Genomic DNA, 19,995 nt, shown 5'->3' with positions numbered 1-19,995 from the left:
TTCATCACGTCGAACGCCAAGATTCCAGAACGGCGGCTGAATGTCCTAGACAGATCGGCGATCCGTGAGAGTCTGTTCTCGATGATCTCGTCCCACGACATGCCCTGCGCCGCCCCGCGATTACGCGGCGACTAATTCGCCGCCTTTTCGGAGGCGAGCATGACCACCATCACCACGACGACCTCTCACCCGGCCACCCGGAACGACCGGCGACGCCTTATTCCCATTCGGTCGGGCTGGGCCTTGGACGCTGCGGCCCTGCTGGATGAAGCCCGGCCAGGGTTCCTGCGCCGTCTCATCGGCGCCAAGCCACGGGAGCGGCAGGCCGTTTTCACGGCGTTCGATCACGAGGTCCTCCGGGACCCGGTTGGTTTCGTGGAAGCGGCCACCGCGACGACCCCAGACCCCGCCGACGCCCTGGGTGAGGTGGCCGACCTCCTCCTGGAGCTTTCACCCAAGGCCGTGATCGAAGCTTCGGTTGGCCTCGTGCCCGACGGCCTCCTGGGAGCCCTGGATAGGGCGGGGGAGCATCCCCTGGCTCGCGGTGACTATGCCAAGCTCGTGGACCTTCTGGCGGGGTCGGGTCCGGATGGCCGCGCCCGGCGCCTTGCCCTTCGATATTGCAGGGACATCACGTCGCCACGGCTGGCCGTCATCGAGCGGCTGCATCCCTCACTGCTCCATGTGAACCTGATGCCCAAGGTTCGCTGTGCGGAGCACGCTGACTTCGCCAACACGATCGTCGAGACGATCCTGGAGCACTCATCCACGGCCACGCCGGAGTCGATCGCCCAGGCGGTGTCCGACACCAAGGGTAGGTTCACCCTGTCATCGTTCCTGACCGAACTCCTGATGAAGAACGTGGACCGGCTGCCGGAGCCACCGTTCGAGACCGATCCCGCGATCCTTCGCCCGTTGCGAACGCCAGAGGACTTCCGGGAGACCGGCACCCGGTTCAGGAATTGCCTGGGCAACAAGCTTGTATCACACGCCCTGGTGGGCCGGGCCGCGTTCTATGAGTTCCAGGGAAAGGCGATCGCTGTGGTGATCCGGACCCAGGATGCCTGGGTCCTTGGGCGTGTCCACATGCAGCGGAACGGCATGGCCGAACCCGAGGTCGTGGGAGAGGTCAGGGCCGCCTTCGCGGCGGCGGGGGTCAGGTGCTTGCTTCCCTACGTTCCCGAGGGTCGAATGGCGGCTGTGGCTGAGTTGTTCGATCCCCTTGGCCAGATGTCGTTCATGCTGGACGCGGACATGTGGGAGGCTTGACCTAAACCACGTTCCCAAGGGCGAAACCGCTGATGAATCCCGATCTCATCCAGGCCGAGTATGACCGCCTGGGCTAGGCTTCAAGCTCTGCGGCGGTCAGTTCGCATCCCTCTAGGTTCGCACCTGTAAGGTCAGCATCCAGGAACCGAGCGCGGACCGCGTGCGCCTTGGCGAGGTTGGCATAGCGCAATATCGCCCGGCTGAGGTCGGTGCGCATCGCACGGCCATCACCAATCGCCAGAGGGCTGAGGTCTACGTTTCGCAGGTCTGCACTCGTCATATTGACGTCCACCAACCTTGCCCCGCGCAAATCGGCCCCCCGTAAATTCGCGCCGCGCAAGTCACTGCGCGACAGGTCGGCTCCTTGAAGCTGCGCGCCCTCCATGTCGAGGCCAAAAAACACACCGTCGGGGGCGTTGAGTGCGGTGAGCGTGCGCTTCTTGAGACTGCCGACCGACCTAAAATCGACCTTGGCAAGGCGGGCAGGAGTGCCTTTGGCTCCCTGGCTCTGGCAGAAGCTCTCGTGGGCTGCGAGCACCTCAGCTAGAGGTGTGTCATCAAGGTAGACCAATACCGGCGGCGGTACTAACGCGTCGGTGAGATCGGCTCCAGCTAAGCTGGCGAATGCTAGGTCGGCGCGCGTCAGATTTGCTCGCTTGAGCGAAGCACCAGTGAGATCGGCACCAGAGAGATTGGCTCCAGTTAGATTGGCCCGGTCGAGCTTGGCCTTTCTAAGCTTAGCTCCGCCAAACGACACCCCAGTGAGATTGGCGCCGGTGAAATCGGTGGAGGTTGCTGAGGCCCCGGTCATCCGGCTGCCGGTCAAGTCAGCACCCACTAGGACAGCGAAATCCAACTCGCCGACTTTGGTCTCATGGACAAGGACCTTGAAGCCGGTCTGTATGTCCTGGAGTGCGATCTGGCCCTCTCGCAGATCGCAGGAAATGAGCTTGGCCCGAGCAAGGTTAGCCCCCCGCAGGCAGGCCCCTCTGAGATCGGCCTTCGTGAGGTTTGCGGCCCTAAGGTCTGAACCCCGTAGATCAACGCCATAAAGAGTTGCCCCTTCAAGGTTGGTTTCCGAAAGGAAGGCGGCGTTGAGGCGCGCGCCAGTGAAGTCCGCCTCCCGCAAGTCGGCGCGGTCAAGCTGAAATCCGGTCAGGTCCGTGTAAGCAAGGCTGGCACGCTGGCCGCCAGGGCGGCGGTCAAGAAATCGGACGTGAAGGTCCAATACCTTGCGAACCTCCTGTGCCGTGATCTTCCTCAGTGTGGTGGGCGGCGTGGTCAAAGCTTCAACCTCGAATAGGGGCCTCAAACCAATTGCATCGGCGACAGATCGCAGCCGCCAACATGTCCCGACCCGTCAACTCTAGACTAGGTCTCTCAATCTGGTGACTAGCTCAGAGATTGATATGGTTGGGTTAACGAACCCGGTTATACCATGAGGCACGAGGCGATTCAGGATCGGAACGTGGGGAACGACGAACAGCTTGTTGAGGTCCGTATCGATGGGGAACCCCATAGGGGCCTATGGACTGTCGTTGACCGGGTGATAACCGTCAGGGTCGGTGGGGCGTCAAAATCTGCCCGCATAGACGGGATGGAGAACTATCCAGACACCTTGGCCAAATGGTTGGTTGTGAAGCTGGTCAGTAGCTGACCATCAGCATGTGCGGGATGGTCAGGGATCGTGATCCCGATCTGTGGGCTCGGTTTCTGGCGTTCGCACACAAGACGCCGGTGAACGACTTCGCGATCGAAAATGACGTGTTCATCGCGTTTGAGACGTTCGGCGCCAGGACCGTGCCCAACATCGTCACCCGGCTCGGCGTGAACTCGGGGCAGGGCGCCCTGATCTACGCCCTCGATCTGGCCTGCGACCTGGAGGAGCTTGCTGGACTCGATGATGTGAAACTTCTGGCCCGCGTGAAGAAGTCGCCGCGTCCGATCCGGCGGATCAAATCCAATGCCGCTCCAATCCTGATGAGCCTGGACGACGCGCCGGATCATGTTTTGGGGGACGTCACCCGCGACGGGTGGCTCCAGCGCGCCGAAAAAATGCGTCAGGAGCCGGAATTCATTCAGCGGCTACTTCGGGGCGCCGAGGCGGCTGAGAGCGTCTACGGGACATCTAAGCACGTTGAAGAGCAAATCTACGAAGGGTTCGTGGGCCGCCAGGACGAACGCCTGATGGCCAGCTTCCACACGGTCGCCTGGGAGCATCGCGTCGAGATGATCCGACAGTTCCAGGACGTCCGGCTGAAACGTCTGGCGCAGCGACTGGTCTACTTCGAACGGCCTGACCTGCTGACCGACGCCGACCGCGATCTAATGGCCGCCGAGTTGCGGCGCCGTCTGGTTGGGGAGGGTCACGAAGCACCGCTATGGCTCACTGTCGAGAAGGCTTTGGCGGAATTAGATGAGGCTTTGGGTAAGGTCGGCTCCGATGCTCCGGCGTTGGCTGGCTACCGGGAGCATCTGGCGGGGCTACACGCAATTAGTGATGGGCTCTAGCGCAAGCCTGACGCTGACGTCCCCGCTGCAATCAACCGGCGGCGCGGAGAAACCAGTCCGCGATCTCGTGGAAGGCGTCCATTATGTGGTCGCCGGGCCGGGCTTAACGATCGTTGGCGCAACCATTGGCCAGCAGCCCGGCACCATCAATCGTCCGCCAAGTTAGCTCCGGTGATCGGACGCTAACAGGGCTCGATCGCTCCCTCATCGCTTCAACCTGATCCCAGAATTCCTCTGTCTCGTCCTTCATCCATGAGATTCTCTCGAAATTTGAGGCACGTGTTTCCGGCCCCATTTCGAAGCCATGTCTATGGGCTGACAGCGCATTCAGCACGACTGGCAATTCGTACCGATCTACCACGAACGTAAGCAGTACCAGAACCTGCTTCGGAGGCACGCCGACCAATATCAAGTCGTCGAGGTGCCGATGCTCGTAGCACCACAGGCCCATCCGAGCCGCTAGCGGTGCCGTTTCACCATATTCATTAAAGACAGAAAATCTCTGAGGATTGATGGGCGCGAAGCCAAATGGCAACTGACCGATCATCGGTTCTTGCGGGTCATCAGCAACAACAAACACAGGTGCATCGGGTTGCTTCAGCTTGATCGCCCGCGCGGTTAGTCCCGCCGTTCTTAGCTTAGGTGTCCACTTTTTTGCAGATTGTAACTCCGCGCTCTGGCCCGCAAACTCGCCATACGGCACTAGTGCGCCGAACGGCAACTTGAATCGTCTGTTGTTTTCCATTTAGATGTATTGGCGTTTACAGATGTTTCAACAAAAACGCAAGGAAAATATGCATGTATCGATATTATGATGAAGTCGTTCCATTATTTTGGAACATTAATACATGCATTCCGCAATAACAGAACGGTATTAAAGCAACAAACAAATGGGAGTATTTGTACGCAAAATGCCCATCTATATGTCCATGAAGACGCCGGGAATTTGGATCAAGATGATCTTCACGAGAGAAAGAGATTGATTATCTCGACGCGCAGTGGTTGCAGATTCAAACCGCTTCACGCTGCTCATATGCCAATCGGGGATTTTTCTAACTGCTCTCTCCCTTTCTCCCTCCGTAATGCCTCGACGAGGCTTGGGCGGTTGCTGCTGGTTCTCTATTCGAAAGACCCGATCTGCTGGCCTAGGCTGATCGCGACCGATGGCCGCCGAGTTGCGGCGCCGTCTGGTTGGGGAGGGTCACGAAGCACCGCCATGGCTAACGGTCGAGAAGGCTCTGGCGGAACTTGATGAGGCGTTGGCAAAGGTCGGCACCGATGCTCCGGCCCTGGTTGGATACCGGGAACATCTGGAGGGGCTTGCTAACAATCTCAGCCGGACTTAGCCGCCAGAATCGCCCCTCCGACGCTCTTTCCCTTCATATGGCGTGGCTCGCTTGCGTCGGCGGTCGGGGCCGAAAAAGGTTTGTGACTTTGCGAAGGGACGTGGGTGGAAGACCACACTGTTCAACCGATCCAGTATGGATTTCGCGGTAACGGGTTTTCTGAGGAATTCGGTTACGCCGCGATCGCGGGCGGCGATCAAGCGCGCCATGTCTGAGTGGCCGGTTACCATGATGATCGGAAGCATTCGAAAGTCGCGCTCACTTTCGCGCACCTCAGAGATGAACTCCAAGCCGTTGACGCCGGGCATATCATAATCGACGTACGCGACATCGATTGGCGTGCTCATCACCGCCTTGAGCCCTTCTGCGCCAGTTGGAGCATAGTGGATATGGGCGACACCTGCTCCGTTCAACACGCTGCCCAGAATGGTTCGCACTTGGGAATTGTCATCGACGATCAAAATCCGAAGCGACCGGAGATCACCATACGTCGCCCCTGATCCCACGTTGATTTCTCCTGTACACTGCCCGGCCAGCTATCGCGGCCATACGGCCTGATTTCTTGGCTCTCGTTGTTCTAATGTTTCAGTCGCTCCCGCCGCCGCCGTCGATTCGGGGGGCTGCATGTGTTTCACGGCTACGGCATTGCGATCTGTCACCCCGATTTTCGCGAGCCTTTCCAAGAGGTGGCCTGTGAGGCTCCCGAACGCCTCAAGCTCCGCACTGAGGCTCGGAACTTCTTCTACCAAGGGCGGAATGGCGAATCCTTCTCCGGCTCGACGCTCGACAAGCCCCCGTTGCGCCAACTCCTTGAGGTGACGGCGGGCGGTTTCGACCGGCAGTAGCAGAAGTGCGGATATGGTTCTGATCCGAATGGGCTCCTGGAAGTGATCCAGGGCTATGTCGCCCATCCTCATCATCGTCTGACCGAGTGTGTCATCAGGTGAATGGCGTTCAAGGTCATAGGCTGACACCGCGCACAGGACGAGGGCGGCGCGGAGATTGCCTCCTCCCAAGCGGGCAAAAAGACTAAGCCCGTCAACGAAGTAATCAACGGAGATGCGGACCGTCTGCCGTCGAACATCTCTGTGTTGCGCGTCCGACTGTAAGGGCGCGAATATTCCAAGTCGCGCCAATTCATCCACAAAGGCTCTGGTAAGGGACCAATTCTGATCTATAGCCATCAGGTAATTTGGTCCCATAAGGACCGAGCGGGGTATAATCAGCCCCCCGCTAACCTCGATGCACAGCCCATCTGACTTCAGCTTGCCGACATGTCGGCGGACCGAATCTTTGGGAAGCCGAAGGTCCCTTGAAAGCGCGTAGACGCTGATGGGTAGGCGCATTGTATCTGGGGGTATCGAGGTGAGGCCAGCAAACCGCGTGCTCGCTTCTGGACCGTCAGTTATCCCGGCCACATTTGCGCGCGAAATCGCGAGAAATAGGAGGGTCTGGATCAAATCACGGTCAATTGCCGCCGCTGCGAGCCGTGCCGCCTGAAGTAGGTATGTCGCGCCAAGAATGAAGGCTTGCCGCCGTAGATCGGCGTTTGGGGCTTCTGGCCCAGTGCTGCTCACCAAGGTCAATCCAACGCTCCGACAGAGCCCAGGTTTCGAATCCCACGGACAAAGGGTGACCGGCTGGAATGAGCCAAGTACCCTAACCTCGGGCCGTACCTTAACTGTTGAATTGACGTGTTTCTCCAAAATCTCCAAGGACTTAAGCGGTGCATCATCTGAGGTTGCGTACATTCCAGCAAGGGTTGTGCGTTGTGCGGAGGATAGTTCACAATTGCGCGCAGTTACTTCGAAATGAATTCAAGACTCACATGCCGCTGGTCTACCTCGAATGGGCTGATCTCCTGGCCGACGCCGACCGAGACTTGATGGGCGCCGTGTTGAGGAGGCGTCGTCCAGGAACCAATTTGGCCATCAGCCTAGGTGGAGCGCGTGTTCGTGATTTTGGGCGCGGAGCCGCTCTCGCCACCTTTTCGACCAGCCGACTTGGCCAAGGCGCGGTTCTGAGAAAAGGACCTCTTATCGGCGGGCACAGACGCTCCACCCCTCCGCGCGATTTCGGTCAGACGCTCGGGAGTCATCGCAGCGAAGCCGCGCCCGCACCTTGGTTTGATTGTGGGCGGCTCACTGGACGGCGCGGACGCCCAGGCGTTGGCTGGTTACCGGGAGCATCTGGAAGGACTGGGATCGTGATCGTGATTGTAGGCAGGCTTTGATCGAGGCCGGTCAGTCCTCCTTGCCCGGCTTGCTGCGCATAGATTTCACGCCGCTACGGCGCGTTTTCCCTTCAAGCCGCTTAAGCTTGGACGAATAGGTCGGCTTGGTCGGCCTGCGCGACTTTGGCCGGTGCAGGGCCTGCCGAACGAGGTCAGCAAGACGCGATCTCGCTTCTTGACGGTTCATCTCCAAGGAGCGCGATCCCTGCGAAAACAGGATCAGCACGTCGTCCCCGGATAAGCGGCTCCCGGCGAGGCGCCGGAGCCTCTCCTTCGCGTCGTCGGGCAGGGTTGAGGCCCCCACGTCAAAACGAAGCTCCACGGCATTGGACGACTTGTTGACATGCTGGCCACCGGGGCCGCTGGCCTTGACCATGCGTTCGGTGAACTCGTCGTCACTGATCGTGAAGGTTGGGGTCACCTGGATCATATCAGGCTTCAATGCCGGGGGATTTAATAGGTCGAACGTTCTTGACGTTCTGGCCGCCGGGACCCGCGGCGCGGATGAACCGCTCCTGGACCTCGTCGTCGTTCAGAGTGATGTCGGGGGTGACTTCGATCATGGGTTCCAGCCGCGCCTGCGACTCGCTAATCTTAGGCATGCGCAACGTAGCGACCCATATGCAGCTTTGCACCGCCCCGTCCGGGCTGGCGAGAACTGCTGTGCGCTAGGTTCGTACCACACCGCAGATCACCAGCCCCGCCGGCGACGGACGGGGCTTTTTTCATGGCCCTCTCCGCCGATCATTTTGGAGAGAGACATGAGCGACATCCTGATCCGGGCTCGAGAGCCTGCGGACATGGCCGACATCACCGAGCTGCTGAACCAGCCCCGCGCCATCTGGGGCACCCTGCAGCTGCCCTTCGTCAGCGTCGACGCCCGCCAGAGGCGCGCCGCCTCAAGTGCGCCTGGAGACCTGCATCTGGTGGCGGTGATCGACGGCAAGGCGATCGGCGCGGCCAGCCTCAACCGCTTCGAGAACCGGCGCGCCCACGCCGGGTCCATCGGCATGGCCGTGCACGACGCCTATGCCGGACGCGGGGCGGGCTCGGCCCTGATGGCGGCCATCGTCGGCCAGGCCGACAACTGGCTGAACCTGGCGCGGCTGGAGCTGAACGTCTGGTCCGACAACACCCGCGCCATCGCGCTCTATGAGCGCTTCGGCTTCGAGCGGGAAGGGGTGTTCCGGAACTACGCCTGGCGCGACGGCGCCTATGCCGACTCCGTGGCGATGGCGCGGTTGCGCTGAACTCTCCTCCACAGTGAAACGGGGAGGAATAGGTAGCTAGAGGCTCACTGGCAGGCCAGGCAAAGTCCGCGCGCCTCCAGCGTCACCGTCCGCACCGCATATCCCGCGGGTGCGGCGGCGGCGATCTGGGCGTCGAGGTCGGGTTCGAACTCCTCGGCCGCTCCACAGCATTCGCAGATCAGGAAGGCGGCCCGGTGTCCCTGGTCGTCGCGGCGGCAGGGGACATAGGCGTTCAGGCTCTCGATGCGGTGGGCGAAGCCCAGGCGCTCGAGGAATTCCAGGGCGCGGTAGACGGTGGGAGGCTTGGCCGGTTCCCCATGCGCGCCGAAGGCGGCGATCAGGTCATAGGCCTTCAGCGGGCCGTTGGCCTCCAGCAGCAGTTCCAGGACCCGGCGTCGCGGGGTGGTCAGCCGCTCCTGGGTCTCGGCGCAGCGGGTCTCAGCCGCCACCAGGGCATGGCGCAGGTCTACACCCTTGATACCCGGATGCGCGCCGTCCTCGTGATGGCACTCGGTTCCCATGCGTCCTGGCTACCTGTCCGCGCGGTTTCCCGCAACCAGCGGGATATGGGGAGGTGAGGCCCAAATGCGAAGGCCGGGATCATCGATCCCGGCCCAAGCCTCAGTCCTATGCGTCTTCAGTCTCGGACGGCGGTCCGCCTTCGCCGCCCTCGAAGCTGCGCGGGGCGCGGCGACGCTTGGGCTTGGCGGGCGCATCGTCCGTGGACGCGGCGGCCGGCGGGGTTTCCGCCTTGGGCGCGCGCGGCGCCCGCGGGGTGGTGGGGGCCTTCAGGAAGGCCGGGGCGTGGCTCTCGCCCCCGTCGTCATCGCGCAGCACCGGAGAGCTGTGGGTCTCGGGCGGCACCAGCGGCGCGGCCTGGGGTTCGACCACGGCCAGAGGGTCGCGCTCGGGGCGGTCCTCGCGCGGCGGCCGGTCGTCACGGTCGCGCCAGCGGTCGCGGCGCGGACGGTCGTCACGGGGCCGGTCATCGCGACTACGATTCTCAGCCTGCGGGCGATCCTCACGGGGACGATCGTCCCGGGGGCGATCATCCCGAGGCCGGTCATCGCGCGGACGGTCGTCGCGGCTGCGGTTATCGTCGCGAGGCCGGTCGTCCCGGGGGCGATCATCACGCGGACGGTCGTTGCGGTCCTGGCGGTCGCCGCGCGGGCGATCGTCGCGATTGCGGTCCTGGTCGCGGGGCCGGTCGTCGCGGCTGCGGGTCTCGGTCTGCGGACGGTCTTCGCGCCAGCCGTTGTTGCTGCGGGCTTCGGTCGGCTCGGAGCCGGCCTCGCCGCTCGCTTCTTCCTTGTCGGCCTTCTCGGCGGCGTCGGCGTCGGCCTGGGCCGCAGCCTGGGCGCCGCTCTCGTCCTCGAAGTCGATGTCGAAGCCGGAGGAGAATTGGTCACGGCCCAGGATCTCGCTGGCCGCACGGGTCGGCTGCATGGCGCGGACGACCCGGAAATAGTGTTCTGCGTGCTGCAGGTAGTTCTCGGCGAGGACCCGGTCCCCGGCCGTGGAGGCGTCTCGCGCCAACTGCTGGTATTTTTCGAAGACGTGCTGGGCGTTGCCCCGGACCTTCGAGCCTTCCGGCCCGTTGGAGTCGAACGCCCGGTTGGCGTTCTGCTGCTGGGGCTTCCCGCCGCCGCCGCCGCCACCGCCGCCGCGATTGCGACCGCGCTGACGCTTCATACCCTTGAAATCTCTCATTATTCGCTAACCGTTCCGCCGGCGCTCCAGCTCATGCCAGGATTGCGCGGGCTTGCCTTTTCGTCTTGCTCAGGTCCTCAAGGACCCGAGAATTCGTGTTGAAGACGTAAGTGTTTCCCCGTCTTCCGCCCTGACTTGAGGCGAGCGCCACTTAAAGCCGCGCCTGTCGGTGTGGTGCTCGATTCCTGCTTTTCAGGAGGCCGAACCCCGGGCGCCGACGAATTGGGTGGAGACAGGTATCTGATCTACCGATTCAGCCCCGAGTTTCCAAGGGGTTTTTCGTGCCTATGACAACGCGGTCGCGTGTGGAGAGGTCGGGAATGGTCGTCACCCCCTGCGCGCCGGCCGCTCGGAACAGCGCCTCGACCGCCTGTTTCTGGTCGTAGCCGATCTCCACGGCGAACATCCCGCCCGGCTTGAGCACCCGCAGAATCTCCGGCGCCAGCAGGCGGTAGTGGTCCAGCCCGTCGACCCCGCCGTCCAGGGCGAGACGGGGTTCGTGGTCACGCACCTCCGGCTCCAGGGTCTCGATCACCTCGGTTGCGATGTAGGGGGGATTGGAGACCACGAGGTCGAAGCTCGCGTCCCCCAGCCCCGCGGTCCAGTCGCTCCGGAGCAGGGCCAGGCGGTCGGCCAGGCCCAGGTTGGCGGCGTTCTCGCGCGCCACCGCCAGGGCTTCTTCCGAGACGTCGATCCCCAGTCCCTTGGCGGCCGGGCGCTCGGAGAGGATCGCCAGGATGATCGCGCCCGACCCCACCCCCAGGTCCAGGACCGAGAACGCCATCTCCTCCGGGAAGGCCGGCAGGACGGCGTCCATGATGGTCTCGGTGTCCGGTCGCGGGGTGAGCACGTCAGGGGTCACCGACAGCATGATCTTCCAGAACCCCTTGCGCCCCAGGATGTGGCTCACGGGTTCGCGGCGTTCGCGCCGCTGCAGGTAGTCGGCGAGCGTCGCCTCCTGCTCGGGGGTCAGTTCGCGATAGGGGGTGGTGACGATATCGGCGCGGGTGGCGTCGGCGGCGGCCTCCACCAGCAGGCGGGCCTCGATCACCGGGCCGTCCAGGCCCGCGGCCTCCAGGCGCTGCTTGGCGCCCTGCCAGGCCTGCAACAGGGTCAGGCTCATCGGGCAGGCTCCATCTGAGGGGCGGTGCAGGCGTCGCCCACGGTGATCTGGCCGCCGTCGGTGACGTGCATGTAGATGCCGCAGAACATGTGGCCATAGTTGTCGAACAGGGCCTTCACCACATCCATGTCGCGCTCGGCGGTCTCCGGGTCCACGTGGGTGGCGGCGCAGCGAATGATCGGCTTGAACACCTTGGCGCGCGCGAAGCCCAGCATCAGTTCGCGGCCCGTCCACGCCATCTCCGCCCAGGGCTCCCAGCCCTCGACATAGAGGTTGGCCCGGAATCTCAAGGGATCCAGCGGCCGGCCGATCTTCTGTTCCAGGTCGCGCAGGCTGGCCAGGTTGATGATGGAGACGTGGCCCAGCGGGTGGTCCATGAACCGGTGGCCGGGCGCCTCGATCACCCTCAGCTCCCCACGCACCTCGTCCCCCAGCAGGGCGGTGAGCCAGGTGGCGAAGCCGGCGCGGCCGGCCTCATCGGCCATCGAGCCCTGGAAGTCAGGCTGGCCCTGCGCGACCGCCCGCAGGACGCCGGTCGCCTCGTCATAGGCCGTGCGGGCCTTGGCGACATGGGCGATGGCCATCAAGACGGCGAACTTCTGCTTGGGAATGAAGGTCGGAGCCTGCGGATCGAAGCCCGAGGGCCCGTTCTCCACCGCCCACAGGCGATCGCAGGGGAAGGGCTGGCCGACGCTCAGCATCGCCTGGTTCAGGCGCTCGGGGGTGAAGCCCTTGATCGGGTGGCGATAAAGGGCGGCGACGTGACCGGTCATCCCGCCCTGTTGCCGCAAGCCTCCGCCGCACGCAACCGCCGCCGCGCCACATTCATGGCGCAGCTTGAGATCAGCCTGCCGGGCCGATAGCCTCCGCCGGAGGGAACGGCTATCGCGGGTAGGTGTTCAAGCGGTGGCTTTGCGCCTGGAGGGTGGGACACGTGCGCAGGCCGTTCTCGAAGAAGTGGACCAAGGAACGGCTGGGGCCCCTGGCGTTCCAGGCCGTGCCCTGGGTGGCCCTCGCCGCCCTGGCCGCCTTCTGGCCGCGCGGCCGCCGCGACCCCAAGCCGGGCCTCAGCGTCCAGGTTCACGCCGAGCCCGAATCCTTCGACGCCGCTGAGCCCGGCCGCGGCCGTCTGGCCGCCGCGCCGCACCACATCCCCCTGCGCGGCTGGAAGGATGTGCTCTGGCGCACTTATCGCGAAATCACCTGCGACCGGCTGCCCGCCGTGGCCGGCGGCGTGACCTTCTACACCCTCCTGGCCCTGTTCCCGGCCATCGGCGTCTTCGTTTCGCTCTATGGCCTTTTCAACGATGTCACCGCCGTCCAGGCCCAACTCAACCAGTTCGCGGTCGTGCTCCCGGGCTCGGTCATCGAGATCGTCGGCGACCAGATGCTGCGCCTGGCCGACCGCCCCACCGCCTCCCTCAGCGTGGCCTTCCTGATCAGCCTGCTGCTCTCGGTCTGGAGCGCGAACGCCGGGATGAAGGCGCTCTTCGACGGCCTGAACATCGCCTATGACGAGGCCGAAAAGCGGAGCTATGTGGTGAAGACCGCCTTCACCTACGCCTTCACCCTGGGGTTGCTGGTGTTCCTCACCCTAGTCAGCGCCATCCTGGTGGCCGTGCCGCTCTATCTGGAGGGCGCGGGCCTTTGGCAGTTCGCGGTCGTCTGGCTGCCGCTGCGCTGGCTGGTGATCCTGGGCCTCGCCGCGACCGCCTTCTCCATGGTCTACCGCTATGGTCCCTGCCGGGCCCGGGCGCGCTGGCGTTGGGTCAGCCCGGGCGGCGTGTTCGCCGCCGTCATGTGGCTGGTGGGGTCCCTGGGCTTCTCCTGGTACGTCAACAACATCGCCCACTTCGACGTCACCTACGGCTCCCTGGGCGCCGTCATCGGCTTCATGCTGTGGATCTGGTTCTCCGTGATGGTGGTGCTGATCGGCGCGGAACTGAACGCCGAGATCGAGCACCAGACGGCCCTGGACTCCACCACCGGCCCCGACCAACCCATGGGGGTGCGCGGCGCGGCCATGGCCGACACCGTGGGCCTGGCCTTCCACTTCGACGTCAGGAAGGTGCTGTCCAAGGTCTGGGTGGACGGGACCGATCAGGCCGAGCGGGTGCTGACCGCCGCCCGGCTGCGCAAGCCTCAGCCGAACTCGTCTTCCAAGGCCGACAACCGCGCGGCCTGATCCTCGGCGATCAGCGGATTGATCACATCGTCCAGTTCGTCGCCGCTGATGACCCGGGCCAGGTTGTAGAGCGTCAGGTTGATGCGGTGGTCGGTGACGCGGCCTTGCGGGAAATTGTAGGTGCGGATGCGTTCGGAGCGGTCGCCGGACCCCACCTGGCTCTTGCGGGCGTCGGCGCGGGCGGTGTCGAGGGCCTCACGCTGCTGATCGTAGAGACGGGCCTGCAGCACCTTCATGGCCCGCGCGCGGTTCTGGTGCTGCGACTTCTCCGAGGAGGTCACGACGATGCCGGTGGGCAGGTGGGTGATGCGCACCGCGGAGTCGGTCTTGTTGACGTGCTGGCCGCCGGCTCCGGACGAGCGGTAGGTGTCGATCCGCAGGTCGGACGGGTTGATGTCGATCTCAACGTCCTCCACCTCGGGCAGGACGGCGACCGTCGCCGCCGAGGTGTGGATGCGGCCGCCGGCCTCGGTGTCGGGAACCCGTTGCACGCGGTGGACGCCGCTCTCGAACTTCATGCGGCCGAACACGCCGTCGCCGGTCACCGAGGCGATGATTTCCTTATAGCCCCCGACCTCGCCCTCCGAGACGCTGTCGATCTCCACCCGCCAGCCGTGCAGGGTGGCGTAGCGCTGGTACATGCGGAACAGGTCGCCGGCGAACAGCGCCGCCTCATCCCCGCCGGTGCCGGCCCGGACCTCGAGAATCGCCGAAGCGTTCTCGTCCTTGTCCTTGGGCGCCAGCAGCAGGGCCACCTCGTGCTCCAGGGCCGGCAGCTTGTCGCTGAGGATCTGCAGTTCGTCCCGGGCCATGGCCGCCATCTCGGGGTCGCCGGACGCGGCCATCTCCTCCAGCTCGGGCCCTTCGGCGCGGACGCGGGCCAGGGTCATGACCGCGTCGGCCACGGGCTTGAGTTCCGCGTGCTCCTTGGACAGGCGCACGATCTCCTGGCCGTCAGTGGCGGCGCCCATGCGGGCCTCGATCTCGCGGAAGCGGTCGAGAACCTGGTCGAGTCTGGCTTGGGGGAGGCGCACGGAGGGATCACCGGGGAGAAACGGAGGCTTCCTCTAACCCTCCGCCGCCGGCTTGCCAAACATCTGATGGCCGCCAGCTCGCGCGAGACGAGAGCTGACCTTGCCAAGCTGACGCTTTGATGCTCGTTAACCATGATCATGGGGGCATGTCGTTCAGGTTGTTTCAGGCGTCGCGCCGGTGGACGCGGGGAGGGCGAGGGTGAGTGATCACCCCGCGCCTCCCGCCGCTGGCGCGCACCCGCAGCCGGCCATCTGCCGCTGCGGCTTTGGCGGTTTCGCCCAGCCGATGGTGGTCTGCGCCTGTCCGGTTCATCCGCCCGCTCCACCCAAGCCGGAGCCGCCCAAGAAGCCGCCGCCGCCGACCTTCAGCGACCAGGTGCCTGAGGCCTTCACCAGGGGGTTCAAGGACATCTGGGCGGGGGTCGCCGCGGGCCGCTCACCCGTGGGTCTGATCGCCGACTGCCGCATGCTGCTGGCCGTCCTGCTCACCGAACTGGAACGCCGCGTCGGGGTTTCGGCGCCCAGTCGCGGCTGGTTCGGCGGCGCGCCCCAGGCCGGCATGAGGGCCAAGATCGATTCGCTGGTGGCTCGGCACGTCCTGCTGAAGGGTGTGGCCGATCTCGCCCGGCGGATTTCCCAGCTGGAGCCGGGCGCGGAGGTCAACGCCCTCTATCCCATGGGCGATCCGGCCCAGGCCCGGGACTACATGAATCTCATCTGGCAGGTGGCTGACCAGGGATTCGAACAGGACCGCTGGAGTCGCACCGGAGAAGCCCCCCTGCGTGTAGGCCCCGTCGCAAAGGATGGCCATTGAGGGAGATGTTCGCCTCACACCCAATCTGGCCGCCGAAGGTTCGCCTACTGAGGGTTGCCGGGTTTCCCGACGCGGGGCCCGCGCCTATGGTCACCCCATGCCGTCGATCCTAGAGCCCGAGAAAAGAAGGCCGCGCCGGACCATGTCCCGTAAGGGCGTGGACCCCATGGTCGGCGAGATCGCCGAGGCCCTGCTGCATCTCGGCGGCTCGGCCCACCGCGACCGCGTGCTGGAAGTCCTGGCCATGAATCGCGCGTCGGAAGGCGAGGTGCAGCTCAGCCTGCGGGCCCGCGCCGTCGCGGCCTTTGACGCCCACTCGGGCTCCGACCGTGACAGCCGGGGCGTCCGCCCGCTGTTCCGCAAGCCCTTCGGTCCCGGCTCCCACCGCTGGGCCCTGACCGCCGAGGCCGAGGCCTTCCTGCGCGCCGGCGGCGCCGCCCGCGACGTGGCGGCCTCGGCCACCCTCTAGGCGACCGCCGCCTCCAGGTCCGCGCCATCGTCGCTCAGATCGACCCCGATTCGCCGAAGCTGGATGAACAGCCGGCGTAGGTTCAGGAAGCTCGCCCGGGTCAGCCGGGTCATCTTTTCGCTGGCCATGACCTGCGTGGGAACGATCAGGCCGCCGTCCACGCGCACCAACAGGCCCTGTTCGATCAGCCCCTTCACCTTGCGCCGCACCGTCTCATTGGGAATGCCCAGGGTGGCGGCCAGGGCGACGCCGGTCACCGGCCGCCGGAGTTCGTCCGGAGGCAGGCGCACCAGGGTCGCCAGCTGGGCCGTGGACTGGGGATTGGTCGCCAGGTGGCCGACATTGGCCTCCACAACGGCTGCGAAGACCAGGGCCGCGGTGATGTCGCCGTCATACTCGCGATTGACCATCTCGACGGCCCGGAGGATGGCCCCTATCGCCATGCGGACCGCGACGCGTTCCCTCAGTTCACTGTCCACGACCAGGCCCCGTTCCAGGCGGCGAGCGCCGCTGACGAACCCCATTATGGTGAAGCTTGACGGGAGCGCGATGGCCCCGACCCCCAGATTGGGGGGTTTTGACAATGGTTTACATTCGCGGGGCCGCCCACGGAAAAGGGCGGGCCGACCCAGGTCGACCCGCCCTCCGCGATTGCAGCGCTCGTGAGAGCGACTTTGACCTTAAGCGCGAACGCCGGTCAGCGGCGCGTTGCCGAAGGCGCCGAGCTTCACATTGCCCGACATGCTGTCGCCCGAAACGGTGGCTTCGAATTCCAGCGTCATGGGCATGGGCGAGGTGATGGAGGTGGACCAGGTCAGCTTGTCGCCGTCGACCTTGCCTTCGATGGCCTGCTCACCGGCCGGGGTTTGGGTGGTCCCGGTGAAGGCGCCGCCGTCCGTCTTGATAGAGGCCGTAACCGTCTGCGCGCCCATGGGCGAGTTGATGGTGATCTTCCAGTTGCCGTCAGCGGACATGGTGTCCCTCCCTTATGGTGGCCGGCACCTAACCAAGGCAATCGCCGGGGCGCAAGTGGTGACCCCGGCGTCAACTTTGAATTATTCGCGAACCTGTTGGCTAGTCTTCGTCACCGAAGGAGAAACCGGCTCCGCGCAAGGCGCTCACGAGGCTCAGTACGCGGGCATAGATCTCGTTGTTCCGGTCCATCATCTCCGGCCGCGTGAACACCGCCGATGGGATCACCAGGCCGTCGCCAAGCCGCTCGGCGGCGCCCTCGGCCACCAGCTTCTCCACATAGCGGGCGACGATGTCCCGCGGCATGCACAGCATATCCGCCAGGACCGCTTCCGAGATCGGCCGGCGCTGGCTGTCGGGCGGGATATCGGTCAGCTCGGCATAGCGTCCCTTGCCGCCGATCAGGTGCTGGGTGTTGGCGCTCCAGATGCCGCTGAACACCAGGAACTGGATCATGTCGCCGCCGCTGGTGCGGGCCATGGCGGCCAGCCCTTTGAGCACCTCGTGGGTCATGATCCGCGCGGTGGCGCGGCGGTTGTCGGGTCTGGGCGAAGCGTTTGTCATCATACGAATGCGTTCAACGAACGAGCTGGCCCCGGGTTCACCGGGGGCGGCTGGGGGCGGCCATCAACGACGTTGCGGGCGCCAGTCTACTCGGCGGCTTCCAGGAGCCTGGCGGCGTCCAGTTCGGCGGCCTTGGCCTCGACGAGTTGGACGATGTGCTCGACCATCTGCTCGTTGTCCATCTTGTGGTCGGGCTTGCCCGCCACATAGACCATGCCCGCGCCCTTGCCGCCGCCGGTGAAGCCGATGTCGGTCATCAGGGCCTCGCCCGGGCCGTTCACCACGCAGCCGATGATCGACAGGCTCATAGGCGTGGCGATGTGCGCCAGCCGCGCCTCCAGGGTCTCCACCGTCTTGATGACGTTGAACCCCTGCCGCGCGCAGGAGGGGCAGGCGATGATGTTGATGCCGCGGTGGCGCAGGCCCAGGGACTTCAGCATGTCGAAGCCGACCTTGATCTCCTCCACCGGGTCGGCGGCCAGGCTGACCCGGATGGTGTCGCCGATCCCGGCCCACAGCAGGTTGCCCATGCCGATCGAGGACTTGATGGTGCCCGAACGCAGGCCGCCCGCCTCGGTGACGCCGACGTGCAGCGGACAGTCGATCTGTTCGGAGAGAAGTTGGTAGGCGGCCACGGTCATGAAGATGTCCGAGGCTTTCACGCTGATCTTGAACTCGTGGAAATCGTGGTCCTGCAGGATGCGGGCATGGTCCAGCGCGCTCTCGACCATCGCCTCGGGGCAGGGCTCGCCGTACTTTTCCAGTAGATGGGGCTCCAGGCTCCCGGCGTTGACGCCGATGCGCATGGAGCAGCCGTGGTCGCGGGCCGCCTGGATGACTTCACGCACCCGGTCGGGCCGGCCGATATTGCCGGGATTGATCCGCAGGCAGGCGGCGCCCGCCTTGGCCGCCTCGATGCCGCGTTTGTAGTGGAAATGGATGTCGGCCACGATCGGGACCTTCGAGGCCCTCACGATGGTGGACAACGCCGCCGTGGACTCCACATCGGGGCAGGAGACCCGCACGATGTCGGCCCCGGCCTCCTCCAGCTGGCGGATCTGGCCGATGGTCGCGTTGGCGTCGGCCGTCAGGGTGTTGGTCATCGACTGCACGGTGATGGGCGCGTCGCCGCCGACCTCCACATTCCCCACCCGGATCTTGCGGGAGGGCCGGCGCGTGATGGCGCGCCACGGACGGAGATGGGTGTGATCGTGACCGGTCATGATGTCGGGGAAAATAGGCTCCTCGCCGCGAAATCCCAAGCCCTGCGTGGCGCCTCGGCTATCATGCGGACATGACCGCGAGGCGACGATCCGCAATCCCGCTGCTGCTGGCCGGCCTGATGGCCGCTGGCTGCGCTGTCCTGCTAGAGCGTGTCGAGATCCCCTGAGGGATTATTCCGCCGGCGCCGCCAGCTTGGAGACCAGGGTCTGGGGCGCGGGGAGCAGGCCCTTGCTCTGGCCGCCCACGAACACCTGGACCGCCGACGGGTCGGCGACGTCCACCGTTAGGCCCTTGAGCATCGGCGCGCGGTAGGCTTCCCCGGCCGCGAGCTGGCGGGCGAAATAGACCGAACCGTCGGCGCCGCGCACGATCACCGAGGTGGGCCGGCGCACCTGCAGGGTGACCACAGAGCCTGCCGCCGGAGCGCCGTAGACCGGGCCCGCCGGAACGAAGGTGGCCGAGAGCGGCGTCGCCGAAACGGCGGGAACCACGGTCTCGGGATTGGCCTTGGCCAGCTTGGCGGCGTCGTCGGCGGCCTTGCTGGAGCCATCGCCGGCGGTGGCGGCTTCCAGGCCCGGGGTTTCATAGGGCGTGGGGGTGGTGGATTCCACGGGCGCGGGCAGGGGCGCGCCGAGCGCCACCGGACCGCCGGGGGGCGCAGGCGCGGGCAGGCCGACGGCGGAGGCTTCCGGCGCGTTCGCCGCCGGTGGCGCCTGTTCGTTCATGGCCCGCTGGGCGATGTTCCACATGATGATGGCGCCCACGATCAGCAGGCCGACGATGACGATCGCCATGACCCGCGGGTCACCGTCGCGCCGCACGCCGACCGGCGCGCGCAGGGGTTCGTCAGGGGCTGGCTCGTCCAGCTTGAAGCGCTCGACCGCGGCTTCGCCGTCCATACCCAGCGCGTTGGCGTAGGCCCGCACATAGCCGATGGTGAAGGGGCGCGAGGGCAGCTCGTCCAGGCGCATCTCTTCGATCGCCGCCAGATAGGCGCGGCGGATGCGCGTGGAGTCGGCCACGTCCTGCAGCGTCAGGCCGCGAAACTCGCGTGCCGACTTCAATGCCGCGCCGATGTCAGGTCCGGTGTCCATGGTGGGCATGTAGGAGTCCGCGAGACCGGGATCGCGATCCCCGTCCGCTCGCAAATTCAGATTTGTAACCCCGCCAGTATCGAGAGGCATGGCTACCTGACACCCCACTGTTTGACCGCGGCTTAACTTCGCGGTTGCGACCCGCTCCGCCCAAGTGCGGAGTTGTTAATACAACAGACTAGGTATCACGCTAGACT

General features: G+C 65.0%; 23 protein-coding genes. 7 read left to right on the top strand and 16 right to left on the bottom strand.

What is annotated here, in order from left to right; genetic code table 11:
- The first annotated feature begins 159 nt into the window (after positions 1–159).
- Positions 160–1,269: a hypothetical protein gene (locus OCL97_RS01945; protein WP_377367107.1), complete on the top strand. Its 1,110-nt coding sequence runs from the start codon at positions 160–162 to the stop codon at positions 1,267–1,269.
- A 73-nt stretch (positions 1,270–1,342) separates the two neighbouring features.
- On the opposite strand, the gene OCL97_RS01940 is transcribed toward OCL97_RS01945, so the two are convergent.
- Positions 1,343–2,554 carry a pentapeptide repeat-containing protein gene (locus tag OCL97_RS01940; RefSeq protein WP_377367105.1) on the bottom strand — a complete coding sequence of 404 codons (1,212 nt, stop codon included), beginning with the start codon at positions 2,552–2,554 and terminating at the stop codon, positions 1,343–1,345.
- Positions 2,555–3,006: 452 nt separating this feature from the next.
- Here OCL97_RS01940 and OCL97_RS01935 point away from each other — a divergent pair, with 452 nt between their 5' ends.
- The gene (locus OCL97_RS01935) at positions 3,007–3,780 is read left to right on the top strand and encodes a hypothetical protein (protein ID WP_377367103.1); all 774 of its coding nucleotides are present in this window, start codon (positions 3,007–3,009) and stop codon (positions 3,778–3,780) included.
- 103 nt (positions 3,781–3,883) lie between these two features.
- On the opposite strand, the gene OCL97_RS01930 is transcribed toward OCL97_RS01935, so the two are convergent.
- Together OCL97_RS01930 and OCL97_RS01925 are read right to left on the bottom strand one after the other, a co-directional pair.
- Positions 3,884–4,525, bottom strand: coding sequence for a hypothetical protein (locus OCL97_RS01930; RefSeq protein ID WP_377367101.1), 642 nt, complete (start codon positions 4,523–4,525; stop codon positions 3,884–3,886).
- Positions 4,526–5,122: 597 nt separating this feature from the next.
- Complete coding sequence (locus OCL97_RS01925) at positions 5,123–5,587, bottom strand: response regulator (protein WP_377367099.1); 465 nt, start codon at positions 5,585–5,587, stop codon at positions 5,123–5,125.
- A gap of 165 nt (positions 5,588–5,752) precedes the next feature.
- Here OCL97_RS01925 and OCL97_RS01920 point away from each other — a divergent pair, with 165 nt between their 5' ends.
- Positions 5,753–5,971 (top strand): hypothetical protein, encoded by a 219-nt coding sequence (locus OCL97_RS01920; protein WP_377367097.1) that lies wholly within the window; start codon positions 5,753–5,755, stop codon positions 5,969–5,971.
- A 1,091-nt stretch (positions 5,972–7,062) separates the two neighbouring features.
- Here OCL97_RS01920 and OCL97_RS01915 read toward each other — a convergent pair.
- The 3 genes from OCL97_RS01915 to OCL97_RS01905 all read right to left on the bottom strand — a co-directional run bounded on the left by OCL97_RS01915 (position 7,063) and on the right by OCL97_RS01905 (position 7,961).
- Positions 7,063–7,224 carry a con-10 family general stress protein gene (locus OCL97_RS01915; protein WP_377367095.1) on the bottom strand — a complete coding sequence of 54 codons (162 nt, stop codon included), beginning with the start codon at positions 7,222–7,224 and terminating at the stop codon, positions 7,063–7,065.
- A 145-nt stretch (positions 7,225–7,369) separates the two neighbouring features.
- Positions 7,370–7,789, bottom strand: a complete 420-nt coding sequence (gene arfB / locus OCL97_RS01910) for an alternative ribosome rescue aminoacyl-tRNA hydrolase ArfB (protein WP_377367093.1) — start codon at positions 7,787–7,789, stop codon at positions 7,370–7,372.
- 1 nt (position 7,790) lies between these two features.
- On the bottom strand, positions 7,791–7,961 hold the full coding sequence (locus tag OCL97_RS01905; RefSeq protein WP_377367091.1) for a hypothetical protein: 171 nt from the start codon (positions 7,959–7,961) through the stop codon (positions 7,791–7,793).
- Between the two features lie 159 nt (positions 7,962–8,120).
- On the opposite strand from OCL97_RS01905, the gene OCL97_RS01900 reads away from it, so the two are divergent.
- The gene (locus tag OCL97_RS01900) at positions 8,121–8,609 is read left to right on the top strand and encodes a GNAT family N-acetyltransferase (protein ID WP_377367089.1); all 489 of its coding nucleotides are present in this window, start codon (positions 8,121–8,123) and stop codon (positions 8,607–8,609) included.
- 44 nt (positions 8,610–8,653) lie between these two features.
- Here OCL97_RS01900 and OCL97_RS01895 read toward each other — a convergent pair whose 3' ends face one another.
- The 4 genes from OCL97_RS01895 to OCL97_RS01880 all read right to left on the bottom strand — a co-directional run bounded on the left by OCL97_RS01895 (position 8,654) and on the right by OCL97_RS01880 (position 12,215).
- On the bottom strand, positions 8,654–9,130 hold the full coding sequence (locus tag OCL97_RS01895; protein WP_310539409.1) for a Fur family transcriptional regulator: 477 nt from the start codon (positions 9,128–9,130) through the stop codon (positions 8,654–8,656).
- A 106-nt stretch (positions 9,131–9,236) separates the two neighbouring features.
- A complete protein-coding gene (locus OCL97_RS01890; protein WP_377367086.1) occupies positions 9,237–10,301 on the bottom strand; it encodes a DUF4167 domain-containing protein in 1,065 nt (354 codons plus the stop codon).
- A 271-nt stretch (positions 10,302–10,572) separates the two neighbouring features.
- The gene (gene prmC / locus OCL97_RS01885; RefSeq protein WP_377367084.1) at positions 10,573–11,442 is read right to left on the bottom strand and encodes a peptide chain release factor N(5)-glutamine methyltransferase; all 870 of its coding nucleotides are present in this window, start codon (positions 11,440–11,442) and stop codon (positions 10,573–10,575) included.
- On the bottom strand, positions 11,439–12,215 hold the full coding sequence (locus tag OCL97_RS01880) for an MOSC domain-containing protein (protein ID WP_377367082.1): 777 nt from the start codon (positions 12,213–12,215) through the stop codon (positions 11,439–11,441). The genes prmC and OCL97_RS01880 overlap by 4 nt, the downstream gene beginning before the upstream one ends.
- Before the next feature lie 161 nt (positions 12,216–12,376).
- Here OCL97_RS01880 and OCL97_RS01875 point away from each other — a divergent pair, with 161 nt between their 5' ends.
- Positions 12,377–13,627 carry a YihY/virulence factor BrkB family protein gene (locus OCL97_RS01875; protein WP_377367080.1) on the top strand — a complete coding sequence of 417 codons (1,251 nt, stop codon included), beginning with the start codon at positions 12,377–12,379 and terminating at the stop codon, positions 13,625–13,627.
- Here the strand turns inward: OCL97_RS01875 and prfA are convergent.
- Entirely contained in the window at positions 13,585–14,661 is a 1,077-nt protein-coding gene (prfA, locus tag OCL97_RS01870) for a peptide chain release factor 1 (RefSeq protein WP_305703869.1), read from the bottom strand. The genes OCL97_RS01875 and prfA overlap by 43 nt on opposite strands.
- 199 nt (positions 14,662–14,860) lie before the next feature.
- Between prfA and OCL97_RS01865 the strand changes: the two genes are divergently transcribed.
- The gene (locus OCL97_RS01865) at positions 14,861–15,475 is read left to right on the top strand and encodes a hypothetical protein (RefSeq protein WP_377367078.1); all 615 of its coding nucleotides are present in this window, start codon (positions 14,861–14,863) and stop codon (positions 15,473–15,475) included.
- Between the two features lie 142 nt (positions 15,476–15,617).
- Positions 15,618–15,944: a hypothetical protein gene (locus OCL97_RS01860; RefSeq protein ID WP_377367076.1), complete on the top strand. Its 327-nt coding sequence runs from the start codon at positions 15,618–15,620 to the stop codon at positions 15,942–15,944.
- On the opposite strand, the gene OCL97_RS01855 is transcribed toward OCL97_RS01860, so the two are convergent.
- The 5 genes from OCL97_RS01855 to OCL97_RS01835 all read right to left on the bottom strand — a co-directional run bounded on the left by OCL97_RS01855 (position 15,941) and on the right by OCL97_RS01835 (position 19,807).
- The gene (locus tag OCL97_RS01855; RefSeq protein WP_377367074.1) at positions 15,941–16,468 is read right to left on the bottom strand and encodes a DeoR family transcriptional regulator; all 528 of its coding nucleotides are present in this window, start codon (positions 16,466–16,468) and stop codon (positions 15,941–15,943) included. The genes OCL97_RS01860 and OCL97_RS01855 overlap by 4 nt on opposite strands.
- A 156-nt stretch (positions 16,469–16,624) precedes the next feature.
- Entirely contained in the window at positions 16,625–16,918 is a 294-nt protein-coding gene (locus OCL97_RS01850; RefSeq protein WP_304774604.1) for a hypothetical protein, read from the bottom strand.
- Positions 16,919–17,018: 100 nt separating this feature from the next.
- Positions 17,019–17,483, bottom strand: coding sequence for a hypothetical protein (locus OCL97_RS01845; RefSeq protein ID WP_377367072.1), 465 nt, complete (start codon positions 17,481–17,483; stop codon positions 17,019–17,021).
- An 83-nt stretch (positions 17,484–17,566) separates the two neighbouring features.
- The gene (ispG, locus tag OCL97_RS01840; RefSeq protein WP_377367070.1) at positions 17,567–18,703 is read right to left on the bottom strand and encodes a flavodoxin-dependent (E)-4-hydroxy-3-methylbut-2-enyl-diphosphate synthase; all 1,137 of its coding nucleotides are present in this window, start codon (positions 18,701–18,703) and stop codon (positions 17,567–17,569) included.
- Positions 18,704–18,874: 171 nt separating this feature from the next.
- Positions 18,875–19,807 (bottom strand): RodZ domain-containing protein, encoded by a 933-nt coding sequence (locus OCL97_RS01835; RefSeq protein ID WP_377367068.1) that lies wholly within the window; start codon positions 19,805–19,807, stop codon positions 18,875–18,877.
- Positions 19,808–19,995: the final 188 nt, after the last annotated feature.

Origin of the sequence: Phenylobacterium ferrooxidans, assembly GCF_042714595.1 — a bacterium.
Taxonomy (GTDB): domain Bacteria; phylum Pseudomonadota; class Alphaproteobacteria; order Caulobacterales; family Caulobacteraceae; genus Phenylobacterium; species Phenylobacterium ferrooxidans.
This window is presented reverse-complemented; position numbering and strand designations above follow the sequence as displayed.

What these genes read in the sequence shown, in the direction of transcription:
- OCL97_RS01860 (WP_377367076.1), top strand. Translation starts at nt 15,618, where the DNA reads ATGTCCCGTAAGGGCGTGGACCCCATGGTCGGCGAGATCGCCGAGGCC.
- ispG (WP_377367070.1), bottom strand. Translation starts at nt 18,703, where the DNA reads ATGACCGGTCACGATCACACCCATCTCCGTCCGTGGCGCGCCATCACG.
- OCL97_RS01930 (WP_377367101.1), bottom strand. Translation starts at nt 4,525, where the DNA reads ATGGAAAACAACAGACGATTCAAGTTGCCGTTCGGCGCACTAGTGCCG.
- arfB (WP_377367093.1), bottom strand. Translation starts at nt 7,789, where the DNA reads ATGATCCAGGTGACCCCAACCTTCACGATCAGTGACGACGAGTTCACC.
- OCL97_RS01850 (WP_304774604.1), bottom strand. Translation starts at nt 16,918, where the DNA reads ATGTCCGCTGACGGCAACTGGAAGATCACCATCAACTCGCCCATGGGC.
- OCL97_RS01890 (WP_377367086.1), bottom strand. Translation starts at nt 10,301, where the DNA reads ATGAAGCGTCAGCGCGGTCGCAATCGCGGCGGCGGTGGCGGCGGCGGC.
- OCL97_RS01915 (WP_377367095.1), bottom strand. Translation starts at nt 7,224, where the DNA reads ATGACTCCCGAGCGTCTGACCGAAATCGCGCGGAGGGGTGGAGCGTCT.
- OCL97_RS01905 (WP_377367091.1), bottom strand. Translation starts at nt 7,961, where the DNA reads ATGCCTAAGATTAGCGAGTCGCAGGCGCGGCTGGAACCCATGATCGAA.
- OCL97_RS01945 (WP_377367107.1), top strand. Translation starts at nt 160, where the DNA reads ATGACCACCATCACCACGACGACCTCTCACCCGGCCACCCGGAACGAC.
- OCL97_RS01900 (WP_377367089.1), top strand. Translation starts at nt 8,121, where the DNA reads ATGAGCGACATCCTGATCCGGGCTCGAGAGCCTGCGGACATGGCCGAC.
- OCL97_RS01855 (WP_377367074.1), bottom strand. Translation starts at nt 16,468, where the DNA reads ATGGGGTTCGTCAGCGGCGCTCGCCGCCTGGAACGGGGCCTGGTCGTG.
- OCL97_RS01835 (WP_377367068.1), bottom strand. Translation starts at nt 19,807, where the DNA reads ATGCCCACCATGGACACCGGACCTGACATCGGCGCGGCATTGAAGTCG.
- OCL97_RS01895 (WP_310539409.1), bottom strand. Translation starts at nt 9,130, where the DNA reads ATGGGAACCGAGTGCCATCACGAGGACGGCGCGCATCCGGGTATCAAG.
- OCL97_RS01880 (WP_377367082.1), bottom strand. Translation starts at nt 12,215, where the DNA reads ATGACCGGTCACGTCGCCGCCCTTTATCGCCACCCGATCAAGGGCTTC.
- OCL97_RS01845 (WP_377367072.1), bottom strand. Translation starts at nt 17,483, where the DNA reads ATGATGACAAACGCTTCGCCCAGACCCGACAACCGCCGCGCCACCGCG.
- prmC (WP_377367084.1), bottom strand. Translation starts at nt 11,442, where the DNA reads ATGAGCCTGACCCTGTTGCAGGCCTGGCAGGGCGCCAAGCAGCGCCTG.